The following is a 22,624-nucleotide window of genomic DNA, read 5'->3' on the forward strand; positions in this document are numbered from 1 at the left end:
TCGTCGGTGAGGTCTCCACGTGCCATGCCGTTGGCCTACCAGGATCCAGGCCAAGGCGCAGGCGAATCCCCCTGATCTCAACTCCGTACAGGCCCAAAGCGGCGATACCCGGATGGCCCGCTCCGGCCAACCTCCGGAGCAGAGGTCCATGTCCACTCCGACCACCTCAGCCCGCTCCAACAGATCCTCAACCCGTCCTCAACACCCCGCCTCCAACCTCAACCACAGACACGAGCCACGTGAAGGGGATTTGCGAAATGACGCACATCGTCGGGAAGGCCGCGGCAATGCTCAGCGGGGCCGGCCTGTCACTCGTCCTGCTGGCCTCCGCCGCGCACGCCACCGCTGTTCCGGGGCACCACGTCAAGGCAAGTTGCACGATGAGTGATGGCCAGAAAGCGGACTTCGAGATGAAGTACAGGACGTCCGGCGGGTACCACCGCGTCTCCGACATCATCTACCGATGGGACTCCGAGGTGCCGATCCGCCTGAAGACCGCACACCTTCGCCTGATGGTCGAACGGCGCGGCAAGGACAGGAAGGTCTTCGAGGAGACGCTCCAGGAGAAGCATGCCTCCAACGACGTCTCCTACGACATCGTCGTCGACGTCAAGGTCCCGGCCAAGAGGAAGCTCTATCTCGTCGTCGACTCCACGTTCGTGAAGAAGGGCAAGAGCATGCGCTGCGCGGGGCACACCGCCGGCGTTTGACGCCTCCCTGCTCGGCGAGTAGGTCGTCCATCCTGCGCTGCATTTCCGGTGAGGGATTCCGGCTGATCCGGCGCACCGCCTGCTCATCCCGCCGCTCCCTCAGCACTCCCCGCGACCTGGCCCTCTACCTGTGCCGCACCCGGCGGCCAACGCCATCACAGCGCCTGGTCGAGGTGGCCGGAACCCGCTGGACGATCGAGGAATGCTTCCAGACCGGCAAGAACGAAGCCGCCTTCGACCACTACCAAGTCCGGCTCTACCCCGCCTGGCCCTCAGGGGCGCTCGCCACGTCGAATCCGCACAGGTCCAGGCAGATCTGGCCGTCAGGGAAGCGGTCCAGGTCGCGATATGCCCAGCGGAGGGCCGGCCATGGTCTTGCCGACGGCGCCGGTACGTACCACCGATCGTCACCGTCGGCGCCTCGTCGAGCACGGCCAGGTCCTGCCGGCGCCCGATGAACACCGGCGGTGGCGAGGGAAGCCGGCGCGGCCCCTGCACCTTATGCGCGTACGGCTTCGGTGTCGTCGCTCGCGCGCGCCTGAGCCGGCAGGGCGCGGAAGCGGTGCAGGTCCACCGCACTCTCCTTGGCCCGCAGGACATAGCCGCGGCTGCCGCGCCGGGTCCCACCGGCCCACGCGGCGGGCAGGGAACGTACGCAGCTTGGAGAGGTAACTGTGCAGGTTGCGCGAGGCACGTTGCGGGGGAGCGTCACCCCAGGCGCAGTCGGTGAGCTGGTCAAGGGACGGGGGATGGTTGACCATCTTGACCAAGTTGCCGGAGCCGTTGGTGGAGCCCTGGTAGGCCAAGATGACCACGGTGTCACCGCGTTCACGCACACTACGGGGACGTGACGAGTGCCGGGTAGCATTTCGCTCGGCTCTTCGAACTCGTCCCGGACATCCACGCAACTGTCCTGCCCCGGCGCACCTCGTAGTGCAGGTGCGGGCTGATGTTGTTGCCGACCGTGCCGATCTTCCGGCCTTGGGCGACCCGGGCGCCGGCGTCCGCGCAATCGTTCCATCCAAAGATCAGCGGGCCGGGCTTTACGCTGACGCGGCCAGGGACACCTTGCGGAAGCCGCAGCAGGTGTAAGCGGTGGTGGCGCGCTTCAGGCACTGCGCGCCACCACCGTTCCCCTGCACAGATGACTCATATGGCAGAGGATTGCGGGGCACCGGAATAATTCACCCTCTTCTGGGTGTCACCCCGAGCGGCACAGGGCCTTTCACGGGTGTCTCCTACGAGAGACTCAGATCACCGAGATGCGCGCGGGTAACTCCTGGAAGGCGGCGGAGGATCGGTTATTTGATCCACACCTGGTAGTCGCGAGCCGAGTCGAAGCGCAGCGTCGGAGTGAACGTTGACTTGCCGCCGACCTTGCCGTAGTGCACGCCGTAGGCAGTGCCGCCATAGAACCACGGGCCTCCGGAGTCGCCTGGCTCGCTGACGTTCCGGTCCATCTGCACCATTCCCTCTATATCGCCGACGTTGACGACGCTGTTGGCGACGCTGGCGCAGCTCCCGCCGGTTGTCTTTCCGAAGTGACAGATCCGTGTGCCCCGTCGCGGGCGGCCACCTCGTTCGGTCGCATACCGGGTCTTGTTCCAGTTGTGGTAGAACGTGCGGGTCGGGGTCTTGCCACCGACCGTGTAGTAGGCCAGGTCTCCGTATCGGCCCTCGTGTTTCCATACTCGTTTGATGGTGGTGCTGCCGCCTGCTTGGCTGTGATTGCTGTACGTCTGGGTCGCGCCGGCACTCCCGCGTGCGCAGTGGCCGGCGGTGCCTTGGCGCTTGGTGTTACTGGATTTGTACTTCAGGTTGAAACCGGCGGTGCACCCCGAATACAACCCGCCACCGCGAATGTATTTGTCCTCAGGGGCGGTCACCTCATCCATGAGCGATACCGCCAGGCCGACACCCGGGATCTGCGGCTGCGGAGGCGTGATCTGCTCGATGGCGGAAGCGTCTCTCGCGATCGACGGCTGCAGCTGCACCCCGACGCCGATGGTCCCGGTCTCGATGTCGTACCAGGTGGCCACGCTGGCAACCTCGGGCTTGGCCGCTACCTGATCGCGCGCGGTCAGGCTCGCCTGTTCCAGGTCGGCCTCCGTGAATCCGCGTCCGCCTTGCAGTTTCACTTCCACCGGCAGTTTTCTGGCCAGCGCGACGGCCCCCTCGGGGACTTCGCCTTTGAACGCGAACCATGCGCTCTTGCCATCCTGGCTGCGGGCCGCACCAGAGAACTCGGTCCCGTAGCTCGCCTCGATCTCGTCCGCGACGTCGTTGAACGTACCCTGCCAGCCGTGTGCTGCGACGGCCTCCTCGAAGCTGATCCCGTCCTGCGTGGCGATGAGCCGCAGGTCTTCCAGCTCGCCCGCCGTCAAGTCGTCGACATTCACTTCCGGCGTATCCGCGGGCCCGTCGGGTTCAAGTTCGGCAGTGAGGCTCATGCGGGCCCCAGAGAGATATTCGTCTAAGGCGGCCTCCAGGGGCACACCGCGTTGCGTTGCGTCGGCCTTGATCGCGTCCAGTGTGGGACGCGCGATCTGCGTCTGCTGATCGGAGGTGAGGACGATCACATCGGACTCGGACTCGGGCTGCGCTGCCGCAGGAGCAGCGACCAGCAATCCCCCTATCAGGGCAGCAGGTGCGACGAAGATCAGGCCGCGGCGCCGGAGAGCACGAAACTTTCGGGACGTCTGACTCACGCGGGACGCCCCTTCTCGAGGGGGATTCATGAGAGAACGATCATGGATGTTTGAGGCATAAGTCAATAGATGTGATATCTGATGCAACGCCCAATACATCTCGTGTCTCTTCGAGCACCTACAGTGCGTCGCGGGGCACTGCCGCACAGTTCTGGGGAACCTCGCTCGCGAATCTAAGGGGGAGCTTGAACCGAGCGTCTATGTCCGTGTTCGGCCGCCGCCCTGGCGTGCGGCTCGCGGTTTGCTTCGGACATTCCGCGGTTGGTGGTGGATGTCTTGCCGTAGGTGTAGTAGCGAGGCGGGCAACCATGCGTTCTTGACTATCGGCCTTATGTGCCGATAAATCCCTTTTCGCGGCGCGGTTGCATAGATTCGGCTTCGATGGGGAGGCTCGAGTTTCACGGCCGATCGAACCCCTACGAGCAGCCGTTGCCCAACGCGTCCACGAATCGGCATGCGGCGGGCCAGACCCTCATCGAGGAGGACGCCAAGCTCAACAAGCAACTCGCCCAAGCCTGAGCCGAGCTCGCCGCAGAACGAGCCGTCGATGCGGCGCTCCGCCGCGCGATCGCCGAACTGACGCTGGAACTTCAACAGGCCCACGCGGAACTCGTCGCGGCCGGCGAAGTCACCGCGCTTTCCATCCGATGGCACGCCACCGCACCAGTGCCGCGATCATCCGTGCCCAGTCCCGCTCGGCTTCCGCACGACCACGGCAGGCCGATTCGAGGCGGTCGGTGGCATGCGGGTCGAGCCGGCTCAGCGGGGTACGGCAGGCCGTCGTCAAGGCGGGATGCCACAACCGCCACAGACGCAGGCCGCCGCTGTCGGCGCCGCCGGCCAGCAGCCCGCTGTCAGGCGTCACCGCCAGCGACGTCACCCGGCCCTTGCTCCCGGTCAGCTCGCCGACCGGCTCGCCGGACGGCAGCCGCCACAGCCGGATCGGCCCCTCTCCGGCGCTGACCAGCAGCTTCCCGTCCGGGGCGAACTCCAGGTGCGTGGCCCGATGGGGCAGCACGCCCGCCGGCTTCCCCGATGGCAGACGCCACAGGCGGACCGTCCCGTCCTTGCCCGTGCTGGCGAGCAACTTCCCGTTCGGTGCGACCGCCAGGTGGCCGACCTGTCCGACGTGGCCCGTGAGGACGCCTGCCGCCTCGCCGCCGGGCAGCCGCCACAACCGCACCGTGCCGTCGCGGCCGCTGGAGGCGACCAGGCGGCCGTCCGGCGTCGCCACCAGGCAGCGGACCGCGCCCTTGTGGCCTGGCGGGCAACTGATCCGTTCGTCCGACGACAGGTCGACGATCTCGATGCCGCCCGCTGTGGCGCCGACCACGTGGCCGCCGTTCGCCAGGAGCCAGGGGCGGTGGTCGGCCAGCGTGAGTTCGCCGATCCGCCGCCCCGGCTCGGTCCACGGTGGCCGCCAGATCCGCATCCACCCGGTGCCCGTGGTCACGAGCAGTTCGTCTTCCGCCGTTGTGGCGATCCTGGCGTGGTGGGGCGTGCCTTCGATGTCCGGCGGGATCGGTATGGTGCCGGCCCGCCTGCCCGAGGGAAGCTGCCAGATACGTACCATGTCGGGGCCGCTGCCCGCGATCAGGTCACCGTTGGTCAAGACCCGCAGATCGGTCCAGTGGCCCTCGTCGGCCAGGGCTCCGGCGGGCGCGCCTGAGGGGAGGTGCCAGAGACGTACGCCCGATGCGAGGACCGCACCGGCGAGTAGTGTCCCGTCGGGCGTGACGACGAGCCGGTGGAGAGTACCGGTGTACTTGGTCAGCGGTGTGTCCGCGTAGCCCTTGGCCGGGTCTCCGGCGCAGCGGCTCGCCAGTTCGGCCAGTTCGGCGAAGGCCGTCTGGTCTTCCGGCCGCCACTCCTGTTCGGCGAGCGTCCGCACCATGCGTACGCTCCACTGCGGCGGGGCGTGCGTCACCAGCCGCCACATCTGCTCCCATGCTTCGTGCGCGCTCAATGTCGCGATCACGGCGTCCCATTCGGGGCCGATCACTTCGTCGAGGCGTTCCTTCCCGAGGATCGCCCGTACCCAATCCATGCGGGCCGAGACGCGAGCACGGTCGGCCAGCCGGGCGCGTAGCTCTTCGTCGGCCGCGGCAAGAGCGGCAGCCAGCCCGCGGCTGCCGGTGTCGAATTCGGTGTTGCCGGTCAGGAACAGCAGCGCCGTCTGACGCATCGGGTCCGAATGCTGATGGCCAGCCCTGGTGACCAGCGCGAACAGCCGCTCGTCACCGGTCTCGACCAGCACGTCGCATACCGCGTCGACGCTCTCCTGATCGTCCAGACCGGTGAGCACCTCTTCGGCGATCGCGACGACACGGCTGTCGCGGCCGGACACGTACGCGCGGGCCAGCCCGGCGATCGCGGCCGGTGACGCCGTCCGGGCGAGAGCGCGCGCCGCTCCTCTGCGTCGTAACCGGCCGAGCAGCGGCCCTCCGGCGTCGAGCCGGGCGAGCAGTTCGCCGAGCTCACGGCCGTCCCCGTCCACGCTGCCCCTCCACCACCTCGGTGGATCATCAGGTTAATGGATGCGGAGTGGGAAGGTACGAGGGCCGACTCCAAGGTAAGAGACACCATTGCCTCGAACTCTCAGAAGCGATCGTCCGGGCCGGGTACACACGGGTCGGGCCCGCCCCCCCCGGCCCATGAGGGTCAGGTCGCCGGCGTCGCCTCCGGGGCGGGCAGCATGGTGCCGCCATTGGTCGCGCACCAGTTCTGGAAGTCGCCGGCGATGCGCTGGTACGCCTCGAACGCGAACGCGGGCATGTCGTCGAGCTCCCATGCGGCGCGCCCCGGTCTGAGGCCGATATCCCGGAGCCAGAGGAATTCCGACCTGTTGAGCTCAGCCCGCCGGGTGCGGGTGTTCCAGCAGGCTGCTGCCAAGATTTAGTCTCCAAAGTGCGCACATGCAAGAGGGCTGTACAACAACGCCCAGGGCGGCGGCCGTGATGTGCAGCACTGCCTCCGTCGCGGTACCGGGCGCTTCAGGTCCTTGGTCATCCGTTGCGCCACCGCCACAGGCAGTGCACCCTGACAACCATGCACGACGAGGATCTGCTAGGTCTGTGGGACAGCGGCCCTTACGACTACGGCCTCATGGAAACCAGCTGGATGGGTTTCCTGCCGGACGGTCGCGGCTGGAGCGCATGGGCGAACTTCGTCGGCGGAATAGACGTCGGCCGCTTCCGCTGGCACTGCCCTGAGCCCGCGGTTGTGCATCTCCGTTACGAGTCGCACATTGCCGGTCAATGGCAAGATCCGGAAGATGAATTCCGGTTCGCCACGATCAGCAGCCGGCGCCCAGGGGGCGAGGTGGTGGACGCCACGTACACCATCAAGCCAGACGAAACCCTGATGAGCCCGGAACCGTTTACGGCTCTCCACCTGGAGAAGGACGTGTATTTTTGCTCGACTTACGGCCTGCGCCGACGTGAACTCTCCATCGAGGACGACCCCGCCCACCTCCTCGCGCCGTGGCACTGAAGAGGGCGGCCCCGCCATCAGGTGCGAGCCCTCTGAAACCAGTACTCCAGTGACGCGATCACATCGCGAAGGCCACCGCGTGATCATTCGGAGTCGGTGCAGATCATCAAAGATCGTGCGGTGGTCGCGGACCACGGCGTGGACCCTGATGGTTGGATGGTCATCTTCAACGAGCCGGCGGCCCGGATCGCCGGTCGGTTCGGCCGCGTCGAACCACGTCGTGCCGCGCCCGCCGGCCTTATCGGTCCACAGGGGCTGCAGCAGGCCGAGGTGGTCCGCGCTTTCGTTGCTGCCGGGCCCGGTTCGGTTGGCGTGCAGCGGCGATGCGACGGCACCGCAGGCCGCATCGAGAACTGCCACACCGGCGTCTTCCTGGTCTACGCCACCCCACGCGGCCGGGCGCTGCTGGATCGGCGGCTCTACCTGCCCCCGCACGACCAGCTGGCCGACCCCGACCGGTGCCAGGCGGTCGGCGTCCCGGACGAGATCGCCTTCGCCACCAAGCCCGCGTTCGCCACGGCGATGGTGTCGGCTGCGCTTGGCGCGGGCGTGCCGGCCTCCTGGCGGTTGGCGGTTTCTGCGACCGGCCTGAGCGGCCAGGGGCCGTACCCGGAGGTGGGCCACGGATGCCGCCGTGCTTGGTGCATGCCCGTGCGCCTCGGGACGCAGGTGCATTTTCCGGCGCCTGGGGCCGAATGGCTCCACGAAGCGGTCATGGGCTCCAGCCGGGATTGTGCAGCCTGGCCAGGTTCTGACGGGCGAACGTTGCGGCCTCACTGGTGCAGCTGTTGGCGGCCGCGTCCGCTAACGGAAGCAGCAGGGCCATGGCCTCGTCTGTCGCCTGGCATGAGGGCGTCGTACAGATCCGGCAGTAGGGGCCTCCCCGGAGCTTCCGGTCGACGTCCGTCGGCCACGATCCGGGCAGTAGTTTGCGTGGCGGCCGGTGGACGGACACACGGCGCGTGCCGAACGCCAACACCAGCCCGTGCACAGGCGGGTGCGTGCCCCTGGCTTCCCCCAGGGAGGTCACCTCCTCGACGATGAGTCGCCGTCACGTGCGTTGTCTTCCTCGCCGCCGGTCTCGGGCGCCCCGTCCAGGGCGATGTCCACTTTCCTGCTCATGTTCCCTGTTCGGAGTCGGCTCGCGCTCAAGCGGGTCGAGGTGGTGGTGATTCCTGCCGGCGTTGCGTGCGTCCAATTCGATCAGTAACGAGGCGAACGGCAGCATCGCGGCCGGCTCTTCCTTGAGCGTCTTCGCCTCCGCCGGTACGTCCTCGGCTTGGTACCCATGCGCAGGTGTTGACGCGGTACACGATCAAAGCGGCTCGCCCTCAGCATTCAGGGGCGAGCCGTTCAGAGCGGTGTCCGTCAACGTCATCCGCAGATGCGCGCTGATCGTGGTCGCGTCGACCGGTAGGCGGGTCAAGCCGAAGAGGATGAACCCTGTCCGCTTCTGTCCTCGTACTCCCTCGCCCAGCGGGCGGCTGTCGAGCCCATCGAGCAGCCAGTCATGAAGCGCGCGCTTGTCCTCCTCTCGCCACCCCTTGAGGTCGGCCGCGTGCGCGGCCAGCGTGAGCTTCTCGGCCAGGTAGCCGGGGTCGGGCACGCAGCGGAACTCGATCTCCAGCTGGTCGAAGATGTGCTCTTCGCCGAACCGCCAGATCGCCCAAACCTGGGAGATGTCCGGCGTCAGGGGGCGGGCCTCCAGAAGCCAGTGGTACTCGCCGGGGAAGGGACCGTGACGCTGCAGCCACTGCTCTTCGCTGCCGCGCGGCAGTCCCCAGGGGTGCGGGATCTCGTCTGACCCCGGCCAATCGATCTCAGGACAATCCCAACCGCTGATCCATGATCGAACCTTCTCCCTGTTGGAGAGGTACTTCGCTAGGAGCTGGTCCGTGTTCTGCCGCTTGGACCGGCGGAAGATCATGCGGCTCGTCCCTTCTCGGGGTGCTGGGCGACACCTCTGGCCTACACGCTGGTGGAGCGCCGAGCAACCGGACGGCCAGGGATGACAGGGGCCGGGAACCGGGCGAGCCCGACGCTGGCCGGCCCATCGCCGGCGCGGTTGGGTATGAGAACGCTGCGGGTGCCGATCAATTTTCCGGCCAGGTCAGGCGGCATGCCAGGCCACTCCAACCCCAGCCTGACCCCCTTGCGACAGCCCTCTTCTGTTGGATCATCTTGACCCTGCCGACCGCTGCGGCAGGTTCGTGGAAGCGCTGCGCGGAGCGTCGAAGGCATGCTGGGCTGCCTCGTTCGCTGTCGTCGGATCCGGAGGCGTTGTCGTGCAGACTGTGGTGATCGTCGTGGTGGCGGTCTTCTTTCTCGGGATGGGTGTGTTCGGGTTGGTCGCGCCCGCCGCGCTGATCAGGCCGTTCCGGATGATCGCCGACTCGGCCGAAGCGCGCAGTGAGGTCCGGGCGGTGTACGGCGGTTTCGGCGTGGCCGTCGGCGGACTGTTGCTGATGGCGCTTGCCGACGTGGGCGGGATACGCGCGGGGGTGGTCGTCACCGTCGCCGTGTCCCTGCTGGGCATGGCCTTCGGGCGGCTGGTGGGGCGGGCGGTCGAGCGGCCGGCGGCGTTCTATCCCGTCTGGTGCTACTTCTGGGTGGAGGCCGCCGCCGCAGGCGCGTTGCTGGCCGGCCTCGGGTGACGGCGTCAGGAGAGGGCGTCAGGTGATGGGTCCAGGCAGTGGATCGTCAGGTCCTGGGAGAGCAGGGCGCTGGGCGCGAGGCCGAACATGGCGTGGAACGCGGTGCTCAGGTGGGACGGGCTGGCGAAGTAGCCGTCGGCTGCCGCGCGGGTGAGGTTGTGGCCCGCCGCCAGTGCCCGCGCGGCCCGGTGCATCTGCGCCCATAGCCGGAAGCGCCGGTACGACGTACCCGTGCCATCCCTGAACAGCCGCAGGAAGCGGGACTCCGACAATCCCAGCTGGGCCGCCAGCGGCGCCGCCGGCAGCGGCCGGCCGGAGTCGATGAGCCGCCGGGTCGCGGCCGTGATCCGCGGGTCGGCGTACGACGTCCGGGCGCGGCCGGTGGCCTTGACGATCCAGGCGGTGACCTGCGGGACGGGAGTGTGCGGGGACAATTTCGCCGCCTGGGCGAGCAGGTCGTCCTCGTGCTGATGCTCGGCCAGGATCTTCTCCTCGCCAGCGGTGAAGCAGTCGCGGCACGCCCGGTCGTCCGCCGAGCCGGGGTCGAGATAGAGGAACACCATGCGGTCGCCGGACGCCGTGAGCTGGTGGCGTACCCGAGGGGCGACGAGCGCGGTGCGCGCCCGCAGTTCGCCACCGGTCGGTGGGTGAACGGTGAAGGGCGCGTCCACGCCCACGGCCAGGCACGCGACCGCACCGGAGTGCGGTCCCAGTCGCAGGGACGGTCCGGCGTACAGGGCGCGGCCCGGCCACAGCCACACCGCGGCCTCGGCAGCGGCGGCGCGACGGGTTCGTGAAGGCGCCGGCATCGGAGTCTCCTGCAGGCTGAGTGGAAAGCCGGGAACGTGTGAAGGAGAATACGGTGCGCTCCGCTGCCCCCGTCACGGGGATGCTGACGTGACCGGTGCTGCAGGTTCTGTTTGCTGATCGCTTCCGCTCCCGTTCCTACGGTGTGTGGGTGGTCGATGTCGACCCGGATGTCCTCCGACCACGGCGCTCGACTGCCAGCGGGCCGGGAGTGCTGTGCGACGAAGGGTAGGCCGAACTGCTGGCAGTACCACGTGGGGGGTGTCCGCAGCAATCGCCGTATGCCCTCTGCGAGAGTGCGGCGTCGCAGGTGGCGGCACCGCCCGTGCCGATCGGCTCATTCCGGTGTGAGGCGGTAGCGGGCGTGCGCGGTGGCGGCCCAGCTGAGGCGTCGCCGTCCTGCGGGAGCGCCGGGCAGCTCATGGACGGGAATCCTGCGACCGCCGGTGACGGTGAGCGGTGGGGTGGAGTCCGGGACTTCGACCACCACCTCGTCGACGTCGCCGATCGTGATCGTGGCGCCGGTGAGGGTGCCGTCGGCCCACGTGAGGTCGACGCGGTGGCCGCCGCGGCAGCGGATGCCGCGTACGGATCCGGTGTGCCAGCTGGGCGGCAGCGTCTTGAGCAGGCTGATCAGCTGCTCGTGGCTCTGGACGAGCAGCTCGGTCATGCCCGCGACGGCGCCGAAGTTGCCGTCGATCTGGAAGATGTTGCCGCCCGGCCAGTTGCGGTGGGGGTGCAGGTCGAGAAGGGACTCGGAACTGAGCTCATCGAGGAGGATCGAGATCGACCGCTCGGCGAGTTCGGCGTCGCGCAAGCGGGCGGCCAGGCAGAGGATCCACGCCTGGCTCCAGCCGGTGTGGCCGCTGCCGTTCTCCAGTCGCGTGCGCAGCGCGCGGCGTGCCGCGTCGAAGTCGCGCGGAGTGCCGGATTCGGTGATGCGCGTGCCCGGGTACAGGCCGTAGAGATGGGAGACGTGCCGGTGACCGGGCTCGTGCGGGGGCCGCTCGCCGTACCACTCCAGAAGCGCGCCGTCGTCGCCGATGGCGACCGGACGCAGGAGAGCCAGCGCCGAGCGGGCGCGCTCGGCGAGGGCGTCGGAGATCAGCCGGGTGTAGCGGGTCAGCACCTCGCGGATGAGTTCCTGATCCATCGCCGCGCCCTCGGAGGTGGCGGCGTGGGAGTCCTCGACGAGGAAGCGATGTTCCGGCGAGGTCGACGGGCTCATCACGAGCCGGCCGTTCTCGTCGGGGACGAGCATGTCGAGGGCGAACTCGGTCGCGGCGCGCAGGATCGGGAGCACGAGGTCGCCGTCACCGCCGTACTCCCAGTGATCCCACGCGTGGGCGGCCAGCCACAGCAGCCCGGAAGGCCAGGTGGTGAACCACGGTTCGCCGACCACGGGCGTGGTGAAGCGCCAGATGTCGGTGTTGTGGTGCGCGGCTGATCCGGCGGCCCCGTAGTAGCGTTCCGCCGTGGTCGCGCCGGTGGCGACCAGGTCGCGGATCAGTTCCAGCAGCGGCCCGTGCAGCTCCTGCAGGCCCGTGGGTTCGGCGGGCCAGTAGTTCATCTCGACGTTGATGTTGGTGGTGTAGTTGCAGCTCCAGCCGGGGCGGACATCGGCGTTCCAGATGCCTTGGAGGTTGGCGGCCTGGGTGCCGGGACGCGAGCTGGAAATCAGCAGATAGCGGCCGTAGTGGTAGAAGAGCTCGGCGCGGGCGGCGTCCGGTGAGGCGGACAGGTCCAGGTCTACCCGGTCGAAGTAGCCTCGGTAGTCCTCGATGTGCTCGGCTCGTAGCTCCTCCGTGCTGCTGGTGAGCGCGGATGCGACATGGCCGCGCGCCTCTTCGGCGAGCGCCGTGAGATCGGCGCTGGGGCGCTGGTCGAAGCCGCGGAACCCGCCGGCCGCCGAGGCGATGAGGCGGACCTCCCCTGACGTGGTCCGCTGCAGTGCCACGGCGACGGCGAAGCCCATGCCGGCGGCGACCGTCCCGTCCGGGTCGGGCTCGTCGTCGGCGTAGACGATCGCGGGGTGCTGGTCGACATAGTTGGGTACGACGTGCGCCGGCACCCTTCCGGTGGCCACCAGCCACCGGGCACCGCCCTCGTCGAACTCGGACACGTGCACGCCGGGATGGGGGCTGGTGAACGAAGGCAACGCGAGCGGGCCGCCGCCGGTCGCCGAGGCGACCAGGACGTTGGCGGGTGCCGAGACGAAGGCGGAGAGCTCGACCTGGCCGCTGTCGCCGTGATAGCGCGTGGTGGCGATCGCATGGGCGAGGTCGAGCTCACGACCGTAGCCGTCGCCCCGGCTGTCGGCGGCGTAACGCCAGTCCAGCCGGCCGAGCGGCTGGTAGGACTCGGTCCGGCCGGGCCCCTGCATCCGCCTGGCCAGGGCGTCCGCCTGGAGGAAGTCGCCCTTGCGGATGACCTCTCGCAGCTCCGGAAGGAGCCCGCTGGGCGCGGCCCCCTCCTCGGCCGGCAACGGGCCACCTGACCACAGCGTGTCGAGGTTGAGGTCGAAGCGCTCGGCGCCGGCTCTGCCGTGGAGCATCGCGCCCAGGGCGCCGTTGCCCAGGGGGAAGCCGTCGTGGAAGTGGGCGGCGGGAGCGGACAGCTGGATGAGGTGGCGTGTGGACATCGGCTTCTTTCTGTGCCTATTGGCCCTTGTAGGCCTGCTGCTGGAGTTCGAGATAGCGGGGGAGGCCCAGATCGTTCAGGCCCTTGAGGTAGGCGTTCCAGGCGGCGTCGTCGTCGATGTTCTTCTGTCCGGTGACGAACTGCAGGCTGGACTGGGTGGCGAAGGTTTCGATGTTGGTCTGCAGGGTCGCCACCTCGCTGGCGACGTCCGGCGAGATCCAGACGTTCCAGTAGGGGTAGATCTGGTCCTTCGGCTCCTTGCCCTCATACAGCTTGGTGGCGTCGAACAGCCTGCGCTCGTAACCGTCGGGGGAGTAGATGTCGGTCGACTGCACCTGCGCGTTGCGGAACTCCTTGGGCGCGTAGTACTGCGCCATGGCGCCCCACGGCCTGGTCGCCTTGTCGATCTTGGCGTCGGGCTTGGCGGGAATCGTCTTGAACAGCGGTGTCAGCTTCTCGTCCAGCGCCACGTCGCCGGAGGCGGGCTTGGTCCACCAGACGCCTTCCTCGCCGAACTCCCCGAGCAGGTGGCCCTCGGTGGTGAAGACGTAGTCCAGCATCTTGATCGCGGCGATCCGGGTCTGCTCGCCGGCCTTGCTGGTGATGACGAACGCGGCCCCGGGGACACTCGGCAGGTTGTAGGCGGTGTAATTGATCCCGGTCGGGCCGGTCAGCGGTGGAACGGCGTCGTAGTGCCTGCGGCGGTCATCCTTCAGGCCGTCCGACACGAGGATGCCCGGATGCTGCACGGTCGCGGCACCCACGATCGCCGCGTCGGCCTGGTTGCCCTTGGCCTTCAGTGCATCGCTGTTCTGGGTGAAGGCGCCCTTGTCGATGAGCCCGTCCTTGTACAGCGAGGCGACGTAGCGCAAGCCCTCGCGCCATCCGGGCTGTGCCGGCTGGAACTGCACCTTGCCGTTGCCGAGGGTCAGGGTCGAGGGGTAGGTGCCACCGGCCTGCGGGTCGTACAGGAAGGCGTTCATGAAGTACGACAGCAGCGTGTCGGAGGTGCTGCCGCTGATCGGGATCTCGTCGGCCTTGCCGTTGCCGTTGGGGTCCTTGGTCTTGAACGCCTTGAGGACCTCCCGCATCTCCTCCGTCGTGGTCGGCTGCTTGAGGTTCAGCTTCTTGAGCCAGGCGGAGTTCATCCACAGCTTGGCCGAGTAGGAGCAGTGGAAGCAGTCGTTCCACTGCGGCAGGCCGTAGATCTTGCCGTCCGGCGCGGTCGCCATCTTCTTGTATTCGGGCGACTGCTCGAAGGCTTTCTTGATGTTCGGCGCGTACTTGTCGATCAGATCGTTCAGCGGCACCGGGACGCCCTGCTTGGCCAGGCGCAACAGCTCCGACTGGCTGAACACGTCGACCCACGCGATCAGCATGTAGACGTCGGGGAAGTCGCCGCTGGCCAGGGAGATCTGACGCTTCTCCTTGGCCGCGGCGGCGTCGTAGGTGGTGGTCTGGAACTGGAGTTTGATGCCGAGCTTCTGCTGGAGATGTCTGGTGAACGTGCTGTTGGCGAGGTCGTACTCGGGGCCCTGGGGCGCGAAGACGGTGATCGTGCCCGCAGCCTGCTGCTTATCCTCCTGGCCGCCCGCGCAGGCGGCTAGTGACAGGAGGCCCGCGGCGGTGAGGACGGCGAGCGGCTTTCTGATCTTGGACTGCATGTCAGCACCTCGTGTGACAGTTGGGGGGTGTGGATCAGCCCTTGAGCGCCCCGAGCATGACGCCCTTGGTGAAGTGGCGGGCGACGAAGGGATAGATGAGCAGGACGGGGACGGTGGAGATGACGATGAGGGAGTACTTCAGCAGGTCGGCCATCTGCTGGCGTTCGAGCATGGTCGCGGCGTCCATGCTGCTGTCGCCCTGGGTGTTGAGGATGAGGATGTTCCGCAGGACGAGCTGGAGCGGGTAGAGGTCGTCGTTCTTGAGGTAGATCAGGGCGTCGAAATAGGAGTTCCACTGGCCGATCGCGTACACCAGCGCGATGACCGCGATCATCGGTTTGGCCAGCGGCAGGACCACCGACCACAGGACGCGCAGATCGCCGGCGCCGTCGAGCTCGGCGGCCTCGTAGAGCTCCTCCGGGATCGCGTGGCGCAGATAGGTGCGAGCGATGATCACCTGCCAGACGCCGATCGCGTTCGGGACGATCAGCGCCCACCTGGTGTCGATCATCCCGAACGACTTGACGACCAGGTAGGTCGGGATGACACCGCCCGCGAAGAGCATCGTGAAGACGATGACGCGAGTGATGAGGTTGCGGCCGAAGAAGTCCTTCCTGGACAGCGGGTAGGCGATGGCGATGGTGAGGGCGACGCTGATCAGCGTGCCCACGACCGTGTAGAACAACGAGTTGGCGAATCCGGTGACGATCTGCGGATCGGACAGCGCCACCTCGTAGCCGCGCAGGCTGAAGTCCACCGGCCAGAGGGCGACCTGCCCCGAGGAGACCGCATCAGGGCTGCTCAGAGAGCTGGCGACAATGTAGATCAGTGGGATCAGGACCACTGCGAGGAACGTCACGAGGAGCAGGTAGAGGGCCGCCATGAAGAGGCGGTCGACGCGGGAGTCCCGCACGCCGCCGATCTGCGCGGGCGCGGTCGTCCGCGGCTTGCGGACTGCGGTCGTCACAGTCATTGCCGGGTCCTCTCTTCCACGGCGCCGGTCACCACAGACCCGACCCGGACACGCGCTTGGCGACGAAGTTGACGGCGACGAGAAGGCCGAGATTGACGACCGAGTTGAACAGGCCGACGGCTGTGGCCTGGCTGAAGTCGGCGTTCAGCAGCCCGGTCTTGTAGACGTAGGTCGCGATGATCTCGGACTGGCTGAGGTTCAGCGGGTTCTGCAGGAGGAACGCCTTCTCGAATCCGATCGCCATGATGTTCCCCACGCCGAGGATCAGCACGATCGCCGCCGTGGGCATGATGCCCGGCAGGTCGACGTGGATGATCTTCTGCAGGCGGTTGGCGCCGTCGACCCTGGCGGCCTCGTACAGGCCGGGATCGATCCCCGACAGAGCCGCCATGTAGACGACGGCGGAGTACCCGGCGGTCTGCCAGATGTCACTCCAGACATAGATGTGGCGGAAGTAGTCCGGATCGCCGAGGAAGTCGATGGAACTGATTCCGAACAGGCCGATCGCGTCGTTCACCAGGCCGATGCTCGGCGACAGGATCAGGATGGTCATGGAGACGATCACGACGGTCGAGATGAAGTAGGGCGCGTAGGTGACCATCTGGACGGTGCGCTTGAACAGCCCCTGCCGGACCTCGTTGAGCGCGAGCGCCAAGATGATCGGGATGGGGAAGCTGGCGATGAGGAAGTACGCCGACAGCAGGAAGGTGTTGCGCACCAGGGTCCAGAAGACCGGATTGTCGAAGAAGGCCAGGAAGTGCTTCAGCCCCACCCACGGGCTGCCCCAGATCCCGTCGATGACGCTGTAGTCCTTGAACGCGATGACCGCGTTGACCATCGGGACGTACTTGAAGACGACGAAGTAGGCGAGCGGGATCAGGATGAGCAGGTAGAGCTGCCAGCGACGGCGGAAGCTACGGATCGCGTCCTGCTTCAGGGAACTCATGGCGCTTCCACGTGGCGATAGGTCTCCACCGATCCGGGGTGCAGCCGGGCACCCAGGCCCGGAGAGGTCGGCGCGACGTAGCGGCCGGAGCGGATCGACACCGGATCGACGAAGTGCTCGTGCAGGTGGTCCACGTACTCGATGACCCGGCCCTCTGTGCTGCCGCTGACCGCGACGTAGTCGAACATCGCCAGGTGCTGCACCATCTCGCACAGCCCCACACCACCCGCGTGGGGGCACACCGGGACGCCGTACTTGGCGGCCAGCAGCAGGATCGCCACGTTCTCGCTCACCCCGGCCACCCGGCTGGCGTCGATCTGCACCACATCGACGGCGTCCGCCTGCAGCAGTTGCTTGAACATGACCTGGTTGGCGACGTGCTCACCGGTGGCTACCTTGATGGGCGAGACCGCCTTGCGGATCGCGGCGTGGCCCAGCACGTCGTCCGGGGAAGTGGGCTCCTCGATCCAGTACGGGTCGAACTCCGCCAAGGGCTCGAGCCATTCGACCGCGTCGCCCACGCCCCACGCCTGGTTGGCGTCGATGGCGATGAGGATGTCAGGTCCCACCGCCTGCCTGGCCAGCCGCAGCCGCCGTACGTCGTCGTCGAGGTCGGCGCCGACCTTCAGCTTGATCAGGGTGAACCCGTCGGCCACGGCCTGCTTCGACAGGCGGACCAGCTTCTCGTCGGTGTAGCCCAGCCACCCCGGTGTCGTGGTGTAGGCCGGATAGCCGTGGGCGAGGAGATCGTCCATCCGCTCGGCTCGACCGGGCTCCGCCCGTTCGAGGATCTCCAGCGCCTCCTGCGGGGTGAGCGCGTCGCGCAGGTACCGGAAGTCGACGAGATCGACCAATTGGCGCGGCGTCATCTCCGCCAGCAGGCGCCAGACCGGTTTGCCCTCGATACGCGCGTGCAGGTCCCAGGCCGCGTTGATGATCGCGGCGGCGGCCATGTGGATCGCCCCCTTGTGCGGGCCGAGCCACCGCAGCTGGCTGTCACCGGTCAGCAGCCGGGAGAACCCGCCCATGTCCGAACGGATCCGGTCGAGCGGCAGGCCGGTCACCAGGGGCGCCAGCGCCCGCACCGCGGCGACCTGTACGTCGTTGCCGCGCCCGACCGTGAACGCCAGGCCGTACCCCTCCCGCCCCTCGCTGGTTCGGATGGTGACGTAGGCGGCCGAATAGTCCGGCTCGGGGTTCATCGCATCCGAACCGTCGAGTTCCTGCGAGGTGGGGAAGCGGACGTCGACCGCCTCGATTGCTGTGATGACTTCTCGCGCATGGGTCATGCGGGCCCTCTTCCGCGTCAGACATCTGGAAGACATCTCGTAGATATGGGATGTCTTTATAGCTCACCTTGCACATCGGGTCTAGAGATGTGGCAGAAACGGCCGATTCATGCGGATAATCCCTCGAAGCCATGGGATGTCTTAGGTGGAGACATGGGATTACCTGCTACGCTCCGGGCATGTCGCTGACCGACAGGGCCATCGCCCGGATCCGGGAGCTCATCCAGTCCGGCGAGCTGCCGCCCGGTTCGAAGCTGCCACCAGAGCAGCAACTCGCGGCCGAACTGGGCGTGGGACGCAATCTGATGCGTGAGGCCGTGCAGGCGCTCGTGGCCGCGCGCGTCCTCGAAGTACGGCGTGGCAGTGGGACCTACGTCACCAGCTTGGAGCCGCGCCTTCTCCTCCAAGAAGGCATCGCCGAGGCGGTCGAGCTGCTCCGGGGCGAGACCATGCTGGAGCTCACCGAAGTACGCCGCCTCTTCGAACCCGCCGCCACCGGGCTGGCGGCCACTCGGATCACCCAACAGCAACTGGCCCAGGTCAGAGCGCATCTCGACGCGATGCGCAAGGCCGAGGACGACGTCGAGCTGCTCAACCACCACGACGCCGAGTTCCATCGCGCCGTCGTGGCGGCAACGGGCAACGAGACGCTGTCGGCTCTGCTCGACGGAATCGCCAGCCGGACACTGCGCGCCCGCGTGTGGCGCGGGCTCCTCGATGCCGACGCCGCCGGTCGTACGCTGATCGAACACGAGGCCATCTACGACGCGCTGGTCGCCGCTGACGCGATTCGAGCCCAGGCCGCTGCGCTGATGCACATCACGACAACCGAGACCTGGCTACGGGCGCACATCCAGGAGTGGCAGCCCGAGTGGCGCCCCGCCAATCAGAACCGTCACCCCGCCTGATCGCGGGCTATCCGGTGGGCCGCTCAGGGTCCGTTCCTACGAGGTGACCGAGAACAGAGATGACGGCTGTGGCCGCGAAGATCGGCAGGTCGGGATCATGCCGACGCTGACGAACACGGTCACCATGAAGGCGAACATGATCATGCGTCGTGGCCTGAACTCGGGCCGTGACAAAGCGCCCCGTTCGTGGGGACGGCGGTGAACCTGGTCCGTGGTGAGCTGCTGTCGGATCTCAGGAGCAGGGCCAGCGCCCAGTCCTGATCGTTCGCCAGCGGGTCGGCTCGGTGTGCCGGTCGGCCGTCGACGCAACTGGGCATGATGAACGCGCAGGTGGCATTGCCCTCGGTGGTGAAGTCGACGAGGTTCGCGGCGAAGACCGCGTCCGCTGTGCGACGGGTCTCTTCGTTCGCCAGCTCGTCTGGCAACTGCCGCAGCGCGACGGCGGTCAGGACACTCCAGTAGTGCGGGAAGGTGTCGCCCCATTGCCGGTCGATGCCGAACCAGTAGCCGTCCCAGTGGCGGATGCCGATGTCCCGCAGCCGCACGTGCGGCTGCGGGCCACCGAAGGCGCGCAGCCATCGAACAGCCGTGCGCAGGGCCGCGAGGAAGGAGTCGTCGGGCTGGAGCGTGTACGCGATCGCGAGCAGGCTGACGAGCGGCGCGACCATTGACTGTTCGTAGGTGACCTCGTGGGCCGGCAGGTCGGTTCCGAGGTCGGCGAACCGGCGAGCGTGCCCGATCAAGGCCTTGCGCAGCGAGGCCGCACGTTCCAGGTCGCCCTCCCCTGCGAGGGCCGCAGCCACCGCGGCGATCGCCTCCGCGTGCCCGATCGAGAGGTGATCGGACACACCCAGCGCATAGCTGGCCTCCAGCAACGACGCCGCGAAATCCAGATCTGCGGCGTCGCCGTAGAGGTCGAACTGCGTCTGGAAGAAGTGCGCCAGCCACGGGGTGTTGTAGAGCCGGAGCGGCTCCGTACCCGGTCTGGCAGTCCGTCCCACCGAGCCGTCCGGCCGCACGAGACGCCGGCGGGCGAAGCCGGCGAACCCGCGCAGGGCATCGTCGATCGCCGGCTGGTCGCCCCAGCCTCGGAGCCGGGCCTGCTGGAGAAGCACGGCCATGCCGATCCGCTCGCCCCCATGGCCCCAGTCCGGCCAGGCGTTCTCGGTCTGCCGCAGCCCGGTGCGGGTGTCAACCGGTACGAACGCGTACCGATCCGGCTCGGGTCGCTCGTCCGGGCGGTGGTCGCGCAGAATGCGCTTGACCCGAGCCTCGACCAGGTCACGCGTCGGCGCCAGGAAGGCGACCCCGGTCCGGCTCCGCCGCCCGTCGCGCTCGAGATCGATGTACGTGACGCCGTGACGAGAAGCGACGACCCTGTCGTCGGTGACACCGTCCCCGGGGACGAGCTTCACCCCGTCGGCGAGCTCCACCCGTAAGGCGTCGCCGACCGGTGCGGTCAACGTCGGCAACCTCGCCGGCGCGTCCGTGCCGTCGAGGAAGGCCTCGCGGCTGTCGTACCAGGCGATTTCCCAGGTCAGCGTGTAGCTCTCGGCGGGTGCCAGCGTCAGGACCGGCTGTCCGCCGAACGCGTCCGGGTTCCGGGCATGGTCAGTGGGATGGACCAGGAGGTGCCCCCGGGCATCCGAGGAGGTATGCCTGTTGCGGGACTCCACCGAGTACGCCCACAGGCTGCCTTCTCGTACGATCACGCCGAGCAGCGGCGCCGTCCCCGACATCGGCTCGGCCAGCAGCCATGACCACGCGCCTCCGGTGAACAGGTGCGCATGGCAGCTGCGTGCCAGCGAGGTCGTCGCCCCGTCGTAGAGGTCGCGGATCGGCGTGTTGACGGCCAGCCCCGTGATGGCGATCTCGTGGTCGCCGGTGTTCGTCCAGGTGTAGGTCTCGGTGAAATGCCCGCCGGCCGCCCGCCGGGTGACTTCCAGCCCGAGCCCGGCAAGCGGCCGGTGCCGAGCTGTCACACCGTCGACACGCCAGTCGAGGTCGACCGGGGACGCCCAGCGGCCGGATCTCTCCGGAGTGATCACGAAACCGGATCCCCAGGAGTGGTGGGGGCCGTGCCAGGCGTCCAGCGCTTCGTCCAGCAGATAGACCCGGCCAGGGTCGGCGGTGTGCTCGAACGACACCGGCGCGCCGTCCTGCCCCAGGAGGACGCTTCCCTCGCCGAACTCGAACCTGCGCGCCACGTTCAACCCCAATCGGCGGATTGTCGATACGTATCGAATGCCGGGTCACTACATCACGTCAGGTAGTTGTCACGCAAGAGAAACTTTCCGGCCCTGAGCCTGTGTCGGCGGCTTGACGTCCTCTTCAGCCGGAACGTCGGCGACCTGGCGTGCCGCCAGGATCCTAGGAGAAGACCGTGGTGCTGGCCCGCCGCGTGAGACCGCGTGGCCCGACGAGATGACGGTCCTCGCCGTCCGGGACGACGCCGTCCAGCTTGTCGAACAGGACCGACATCGCCACCCTGACCGTATCGCGGGGCTGGGGCGAGACATTGGTGACAGGAACGCTGTAACTCAGCGCGACGTTGTCGGTGCACAGGCCGACCAGCGAGAAGTCCCGCCCCGGAACCAGACGATGGACGGCGGCGATCTGGAAGGCCCAGCCGACGACCTTCGGCGTCCGGGCGATGAGTCCCAGGCGATCGCCCGACCGCCGGAACAGCCGTTCGGCCACCTCGCTGATCCCGGTCCAACCCGGACGCCGCGGGCGCACCAGCTCCAGATCGATGCCGCAGGTGTCGGCGGCGCCCGCCAGTCCGGCGCGGAACTCGTTGTGGAAGTGATACTCCGACTCCACCCCCGGCGCTTCACTGATGAAGTCTTCGTTGATGAAGACGGCGTGACGATGCCCGGTTTCGGCGAGCTCGGTCACCAGGAGCTCGGCGGCCCGACGGTGGTCGAAATCGACCCACTGCAGCCCATGACTGTCCCGCGGTGTGCCGATGAGTACGACCGGCACTCCGAGACTCGCCGCGACGGGAATTCGATCGTCGTGCTGACGGATGTCCATCAGGACCATGCCGTCGCAGATCGAGCGCTTGGCCAACCGGGTCAATCGATCCGGCTCCGCCTTTCCGGTGACCAGAACGACTTCGATGTCGCGTTTTCCGGCCTCCTCGACGACCGCGTCGACGTAAGGAACCGTGTCCGCCCCGTCGACCTCCTCCGACATCCGCACCACGAGCGCGATGACGTTCGAGCGACGCTCGCGTAGCGCCCGAGCCCCCGCGTTGGGCTCGTACGTCAGGCGGGCGATCGCGTCCTCGACCCGTTTCCGCGTCTCCGGTGAGATGGAGCGTTTGCCGCTCATCACGTAGGAGACCGTGCTCTGCGAGACCCCCGCGAGTGCCGCGACGTCCTTGCTGGTCGGCAAGGATCGATTACCCCGACGGCTCATGGTCAAAGCGTAACTTGCGGCCCTGCGGCCCGCACTCCTGTGCTCGTCGATACGTATCGACAATGGATGGCCGGCTTGGTGTAGCGGCCCTCCAGCCCGAAGCAGCGGGTGCTCTCGGCTGCGGCGAGTTCGCGCAGGCAGGCGCCGCTGAGCGCGATCCGGGTGCGCGCCCCGGCGTACAAGGTCAGCCCTGCTGCTGGAGCGCCACCGTGCTGCAGGTGAACCCGACGCGCAGGTATGCCGTCGGGTTCGTGGTGTCTCATCGGCCCGCGAAGTCGAGGTTGCGGTCGGTGGGCGTCCCGGCCGACGTCCATCGCGCGAGGCGGCGGGTTCCTGCGCCGTCACGGCCGCCAGGGCCACCGGCGACGTCCACATTGTGCGGCCTTTCATGGACGCTCGTTCTCGGACGG

General features: G+C 67.8%; 18 protein-coding genes. 6 read left to right on the forward strand and 12 right to left on the reverse strand.

The genetic code is table 11. From position 1 onward, the window contains the following. Positions 1-257: 257 nt before the first annotated feature. Positions 258-710 (forward strand): hypothetical protein, encoded by a 453-nt coding sequence (locus tag ACIBI9_RS46085; protein ID WP_397232559.1) that lies wholly within the window; start codon positions 258-260, stop codon positions 708-710. A gap of 1,301 nt (positions 711-2,011) precedes the next feature. On the opposite strand, the gene ACIBI9_RS46090 is transcribed toward ACIBI9_RS46085, so the two are convergent. Continuing rightward, positions 2,012-3,418: a hypothetical protein gene (locus tag ACIBI9_RS46090; RefSeq protein WP_397232561.1), complete on the reverse strand. Its 1,407-nt coding sequence runs from the start codon at positions 3,416-3,418 to the stop codon at positions 2,012-2,014. A 381-nt stretch (positions 3,419-3,799) separates the two neighbouring features. Between ACIBI9_RS46090 and ACIBI9_RS46095 the strand changes: the two genes are divergently transcribed. Further along, positions 3,800-3,937 (forward strand): hypothetical protein, encoded by a 138-nt coding sequence (locus tag ACIBI9_RS46095; protein WP_397232563.1) that lies wholly within the window; start codon positions 3,800-3,802, stop codon positions 3,935-3,937. 109 nt (positions 3,938-4,046) lie between these two features. On the opposite strand, the gene ACIBI9_RS46100 is transcribed toward ACIBI9_RS46095, so the two are convergent. Together ACIBI9_RS46100 and ACIBI9_RS46105 are read right to left on the reverse strand one after the other, a co-directional pair. Beyond that, complete coding sequence (locus ACIBI9_RS46100) at positions 4,047-5,915, reverse strand: WD40 repeat domain-containing protein (protein WP_397232565.1); 1,869 nt, start codon at positions 5,913-5,915, stop codon at positions 4,047-4,049. A 164-nt stretch (positions 5,916-6,079) separates the two neighbouring features. Continuing rightward, the gene (locus ACIBI9_RS46105) at positions 6,080-6,310 is read right to left on the reverse strand and encodes a hypothetical protein (RefSeq protein WP_397232567.1); all 231 of its coding nucleotides are present in this window, start codon (positions 6,308-6,310) and stop codon (positions 6,080-6,082) included. A 156-nt stretch (positions 6,311-6,466) separates the two neighbouring features. Here ACIBI9_RS46105 and ACIBI9_RS46110 point away from each other — a divergent pair, with 156 nt between their 5' ends. Both ACIBI9_RS46110 and ACIBI9_RS46115 read left to right on the forward strand, forming a co-directional pair. Further along, complete coding sequence (locus ACIBI9_RS46110) at positions 6,467-6,910, forward strand: hypothetical protein (RefSeq protein ID WP_397232569.1); 444 nt, start codon at positions 6,467-6,469, stop codon at positions 6,908-6,910. A 156-nt stretch (positions 6,911-7,066) separates the two neighbouring features. Beyond that, complete coding sequence (locus tag ACIBI9_RS46115) at positions 7,067-7,954, forward strand: transposase (protein ID WP_397232864.1); 888 nt, start codon at positions 7,067-7,069, stop codon at positions 7,952-7,954. Between the two features lie 271 nt (positions 7,955-8,225). Here the strand turns inward: ACIBI9_RS46115 and ACIBI9_RS46120 are convergent, their stop codons facing one another. Continuing rightward, complete coding sequence (locus ACIBI9_RS46120; RefSeq protein WP_397232571.1) at positions 8,226-8,837, reverse strand: hypothetical protein; 612 nt, start codon at positions 8,835-8,837, stop codon at positions 8,226-8,228. A gap of 358 nt (positions 8,838-9,195) precedes the next feature. Here ACIBI9_RS46120 and ACIBI9_RS46125 point away from each other — a divergent pair, with 358 nt between their 5' ends. Further along, positions 9,196-9,564 carry a DUF4345 family protein gene (locus tag ACIBI9_RS46125; RefSeq protein ID WP_397232573.1) on the forward strand — a complete coding sequence of 123 codons (369 nt, stop codon included), beginning with the start codon at positions 9,196-9,198 and terminating at the stop codon, positions 9,562-9,564. 5 nt (positions 9,565-9,569) lie between these two features. Here ACIBI9_RS46125 and ACIBI9_RS46130 read toward each other — a convergent pair whose 3' ends face one another. The 6 genes from ACIBI9_RS46130 to ACIBI9_RS46155 form a co-directional block, all read right to left on the reverse strand. Continuing rightward, positions 9,570-10,373, reverse strand: coding sequence for a helix-turn-helix domain-containing protein (locus ACIBI9_RS46130; RefSeq protein WP_397232575.1), 804 nt, complete (start codon positions 10,371-10,373; stop codon positions 9,570-9,572). A 335-nt stretch (positions 10,374-10,708) separates the two neighbouring features. Further along, positions 10,709-13,012, reverse strand: a complete 2,304-nt coding sequence (locus ACIBI9_RS46135) for a glycosyl hydrolase family 95 catalytic domain-containing protein (protein WP_397232577.1) — start codon at positions 13,010-13,012, stop codon at positions 10,709-10,711. A gap of 16 nt (positions 13,013-13,028) precedes the next feature. Next, entirely contained in the window at positions 13,029-14,675 is a 1,647-nt protein-coding gene (locus tag ACIBI9_RS46140) for a hypothetical protein (RefSeq protein WP_397232579.1), read from the reverse strand. A gap of 34 nt (positions 14,676-14,709) precedes the next feature. Continuing rightward, positions 14,710-15,648, reverse strand: coding sequence for a carbohydrate ABC transporter permease (locus tag ACIBI9_RS46145; RefSeq protein WP_397232581.1), 939 nt, complete (start codon positions 15,646-15,648; stop codon positions 14,710-14,712). 28 nt (positions 15,649-15,676) lie between these two features. Further along, positions 15,677-16,594, reverse strand: coding sequence for an ABC transporter permease (locus ACIBI9_RS46150; protein WP_397232583.1), 918 nt, complete (start codon positions 16,592-16,594; stop codon positions 15,677-15,679). Further along, entirely contained in the window at positions 16,591-17,883 is a 1,293-nt protein-coding gene (locus tag ACIBI9_RS46155; RefSeq protein WP_397232585.1) for an enolase C-terminal domain-like protein, read from the reverse strand. Before ACIBI9_RS46155 ends, ACIBI9_RS46150 begins: the two co-directional genes overlap by 4 nt. A gap of 179 nt (positions 17,884-18,062) precedes the next feature. On the opposite strand from ACIBI9_RS46155, the gene ACIBI9_RS46160 reads away from it, so the two are divergent. Continuing rightward, complete coding sequence (locus ACIBI9_RS46160) at positions 18,063-18,791, forward strand: FadR/GntR family transcriptional regulator (RefSeq protein ID WP_397232587.1); 729 nt, start codon at positions 18,063-18,065, stop codon at positions 18,789-18,791. 140 nt (positions 18,792-18,931) lie between these two features. Here the strand turns inward: ACIBI9_RS46160 and ACIBI9_RS46165 are convergent, their stop codons facing one another. Further along, positions 18,932-21,010: a hypothetical protein gene (locus ACIBI9_RS46165; RefSeq protein ID WP_397232588.1), complete on the reverse strand. Its 2,079-nt coding sequence runs from the start codon at positions 21,008-21,010 to the stop codon at positions 18,932-18,934. 151 nt (positions 21,011-21,161) lie between these two features. After that, positions 21,162-22,604 carry a LacI family DNA-binding transcriptional regulator gene (locus ACIBI9_RS46170; protein WP_397232589.1) on the reverse strand — a complete coding sequence of 481 codons (1,443 nt, stop codon included), beginning with the start codon at positions 22,602-22,604 and terminating at the stop codon, positions 21,162-21,164. Positions 22,605-22,624 lie beyond the last annotated feature (20 nt).

The organism is Nonomuraea sp. NPDC050451 (genome assembly GCF_044458585.1).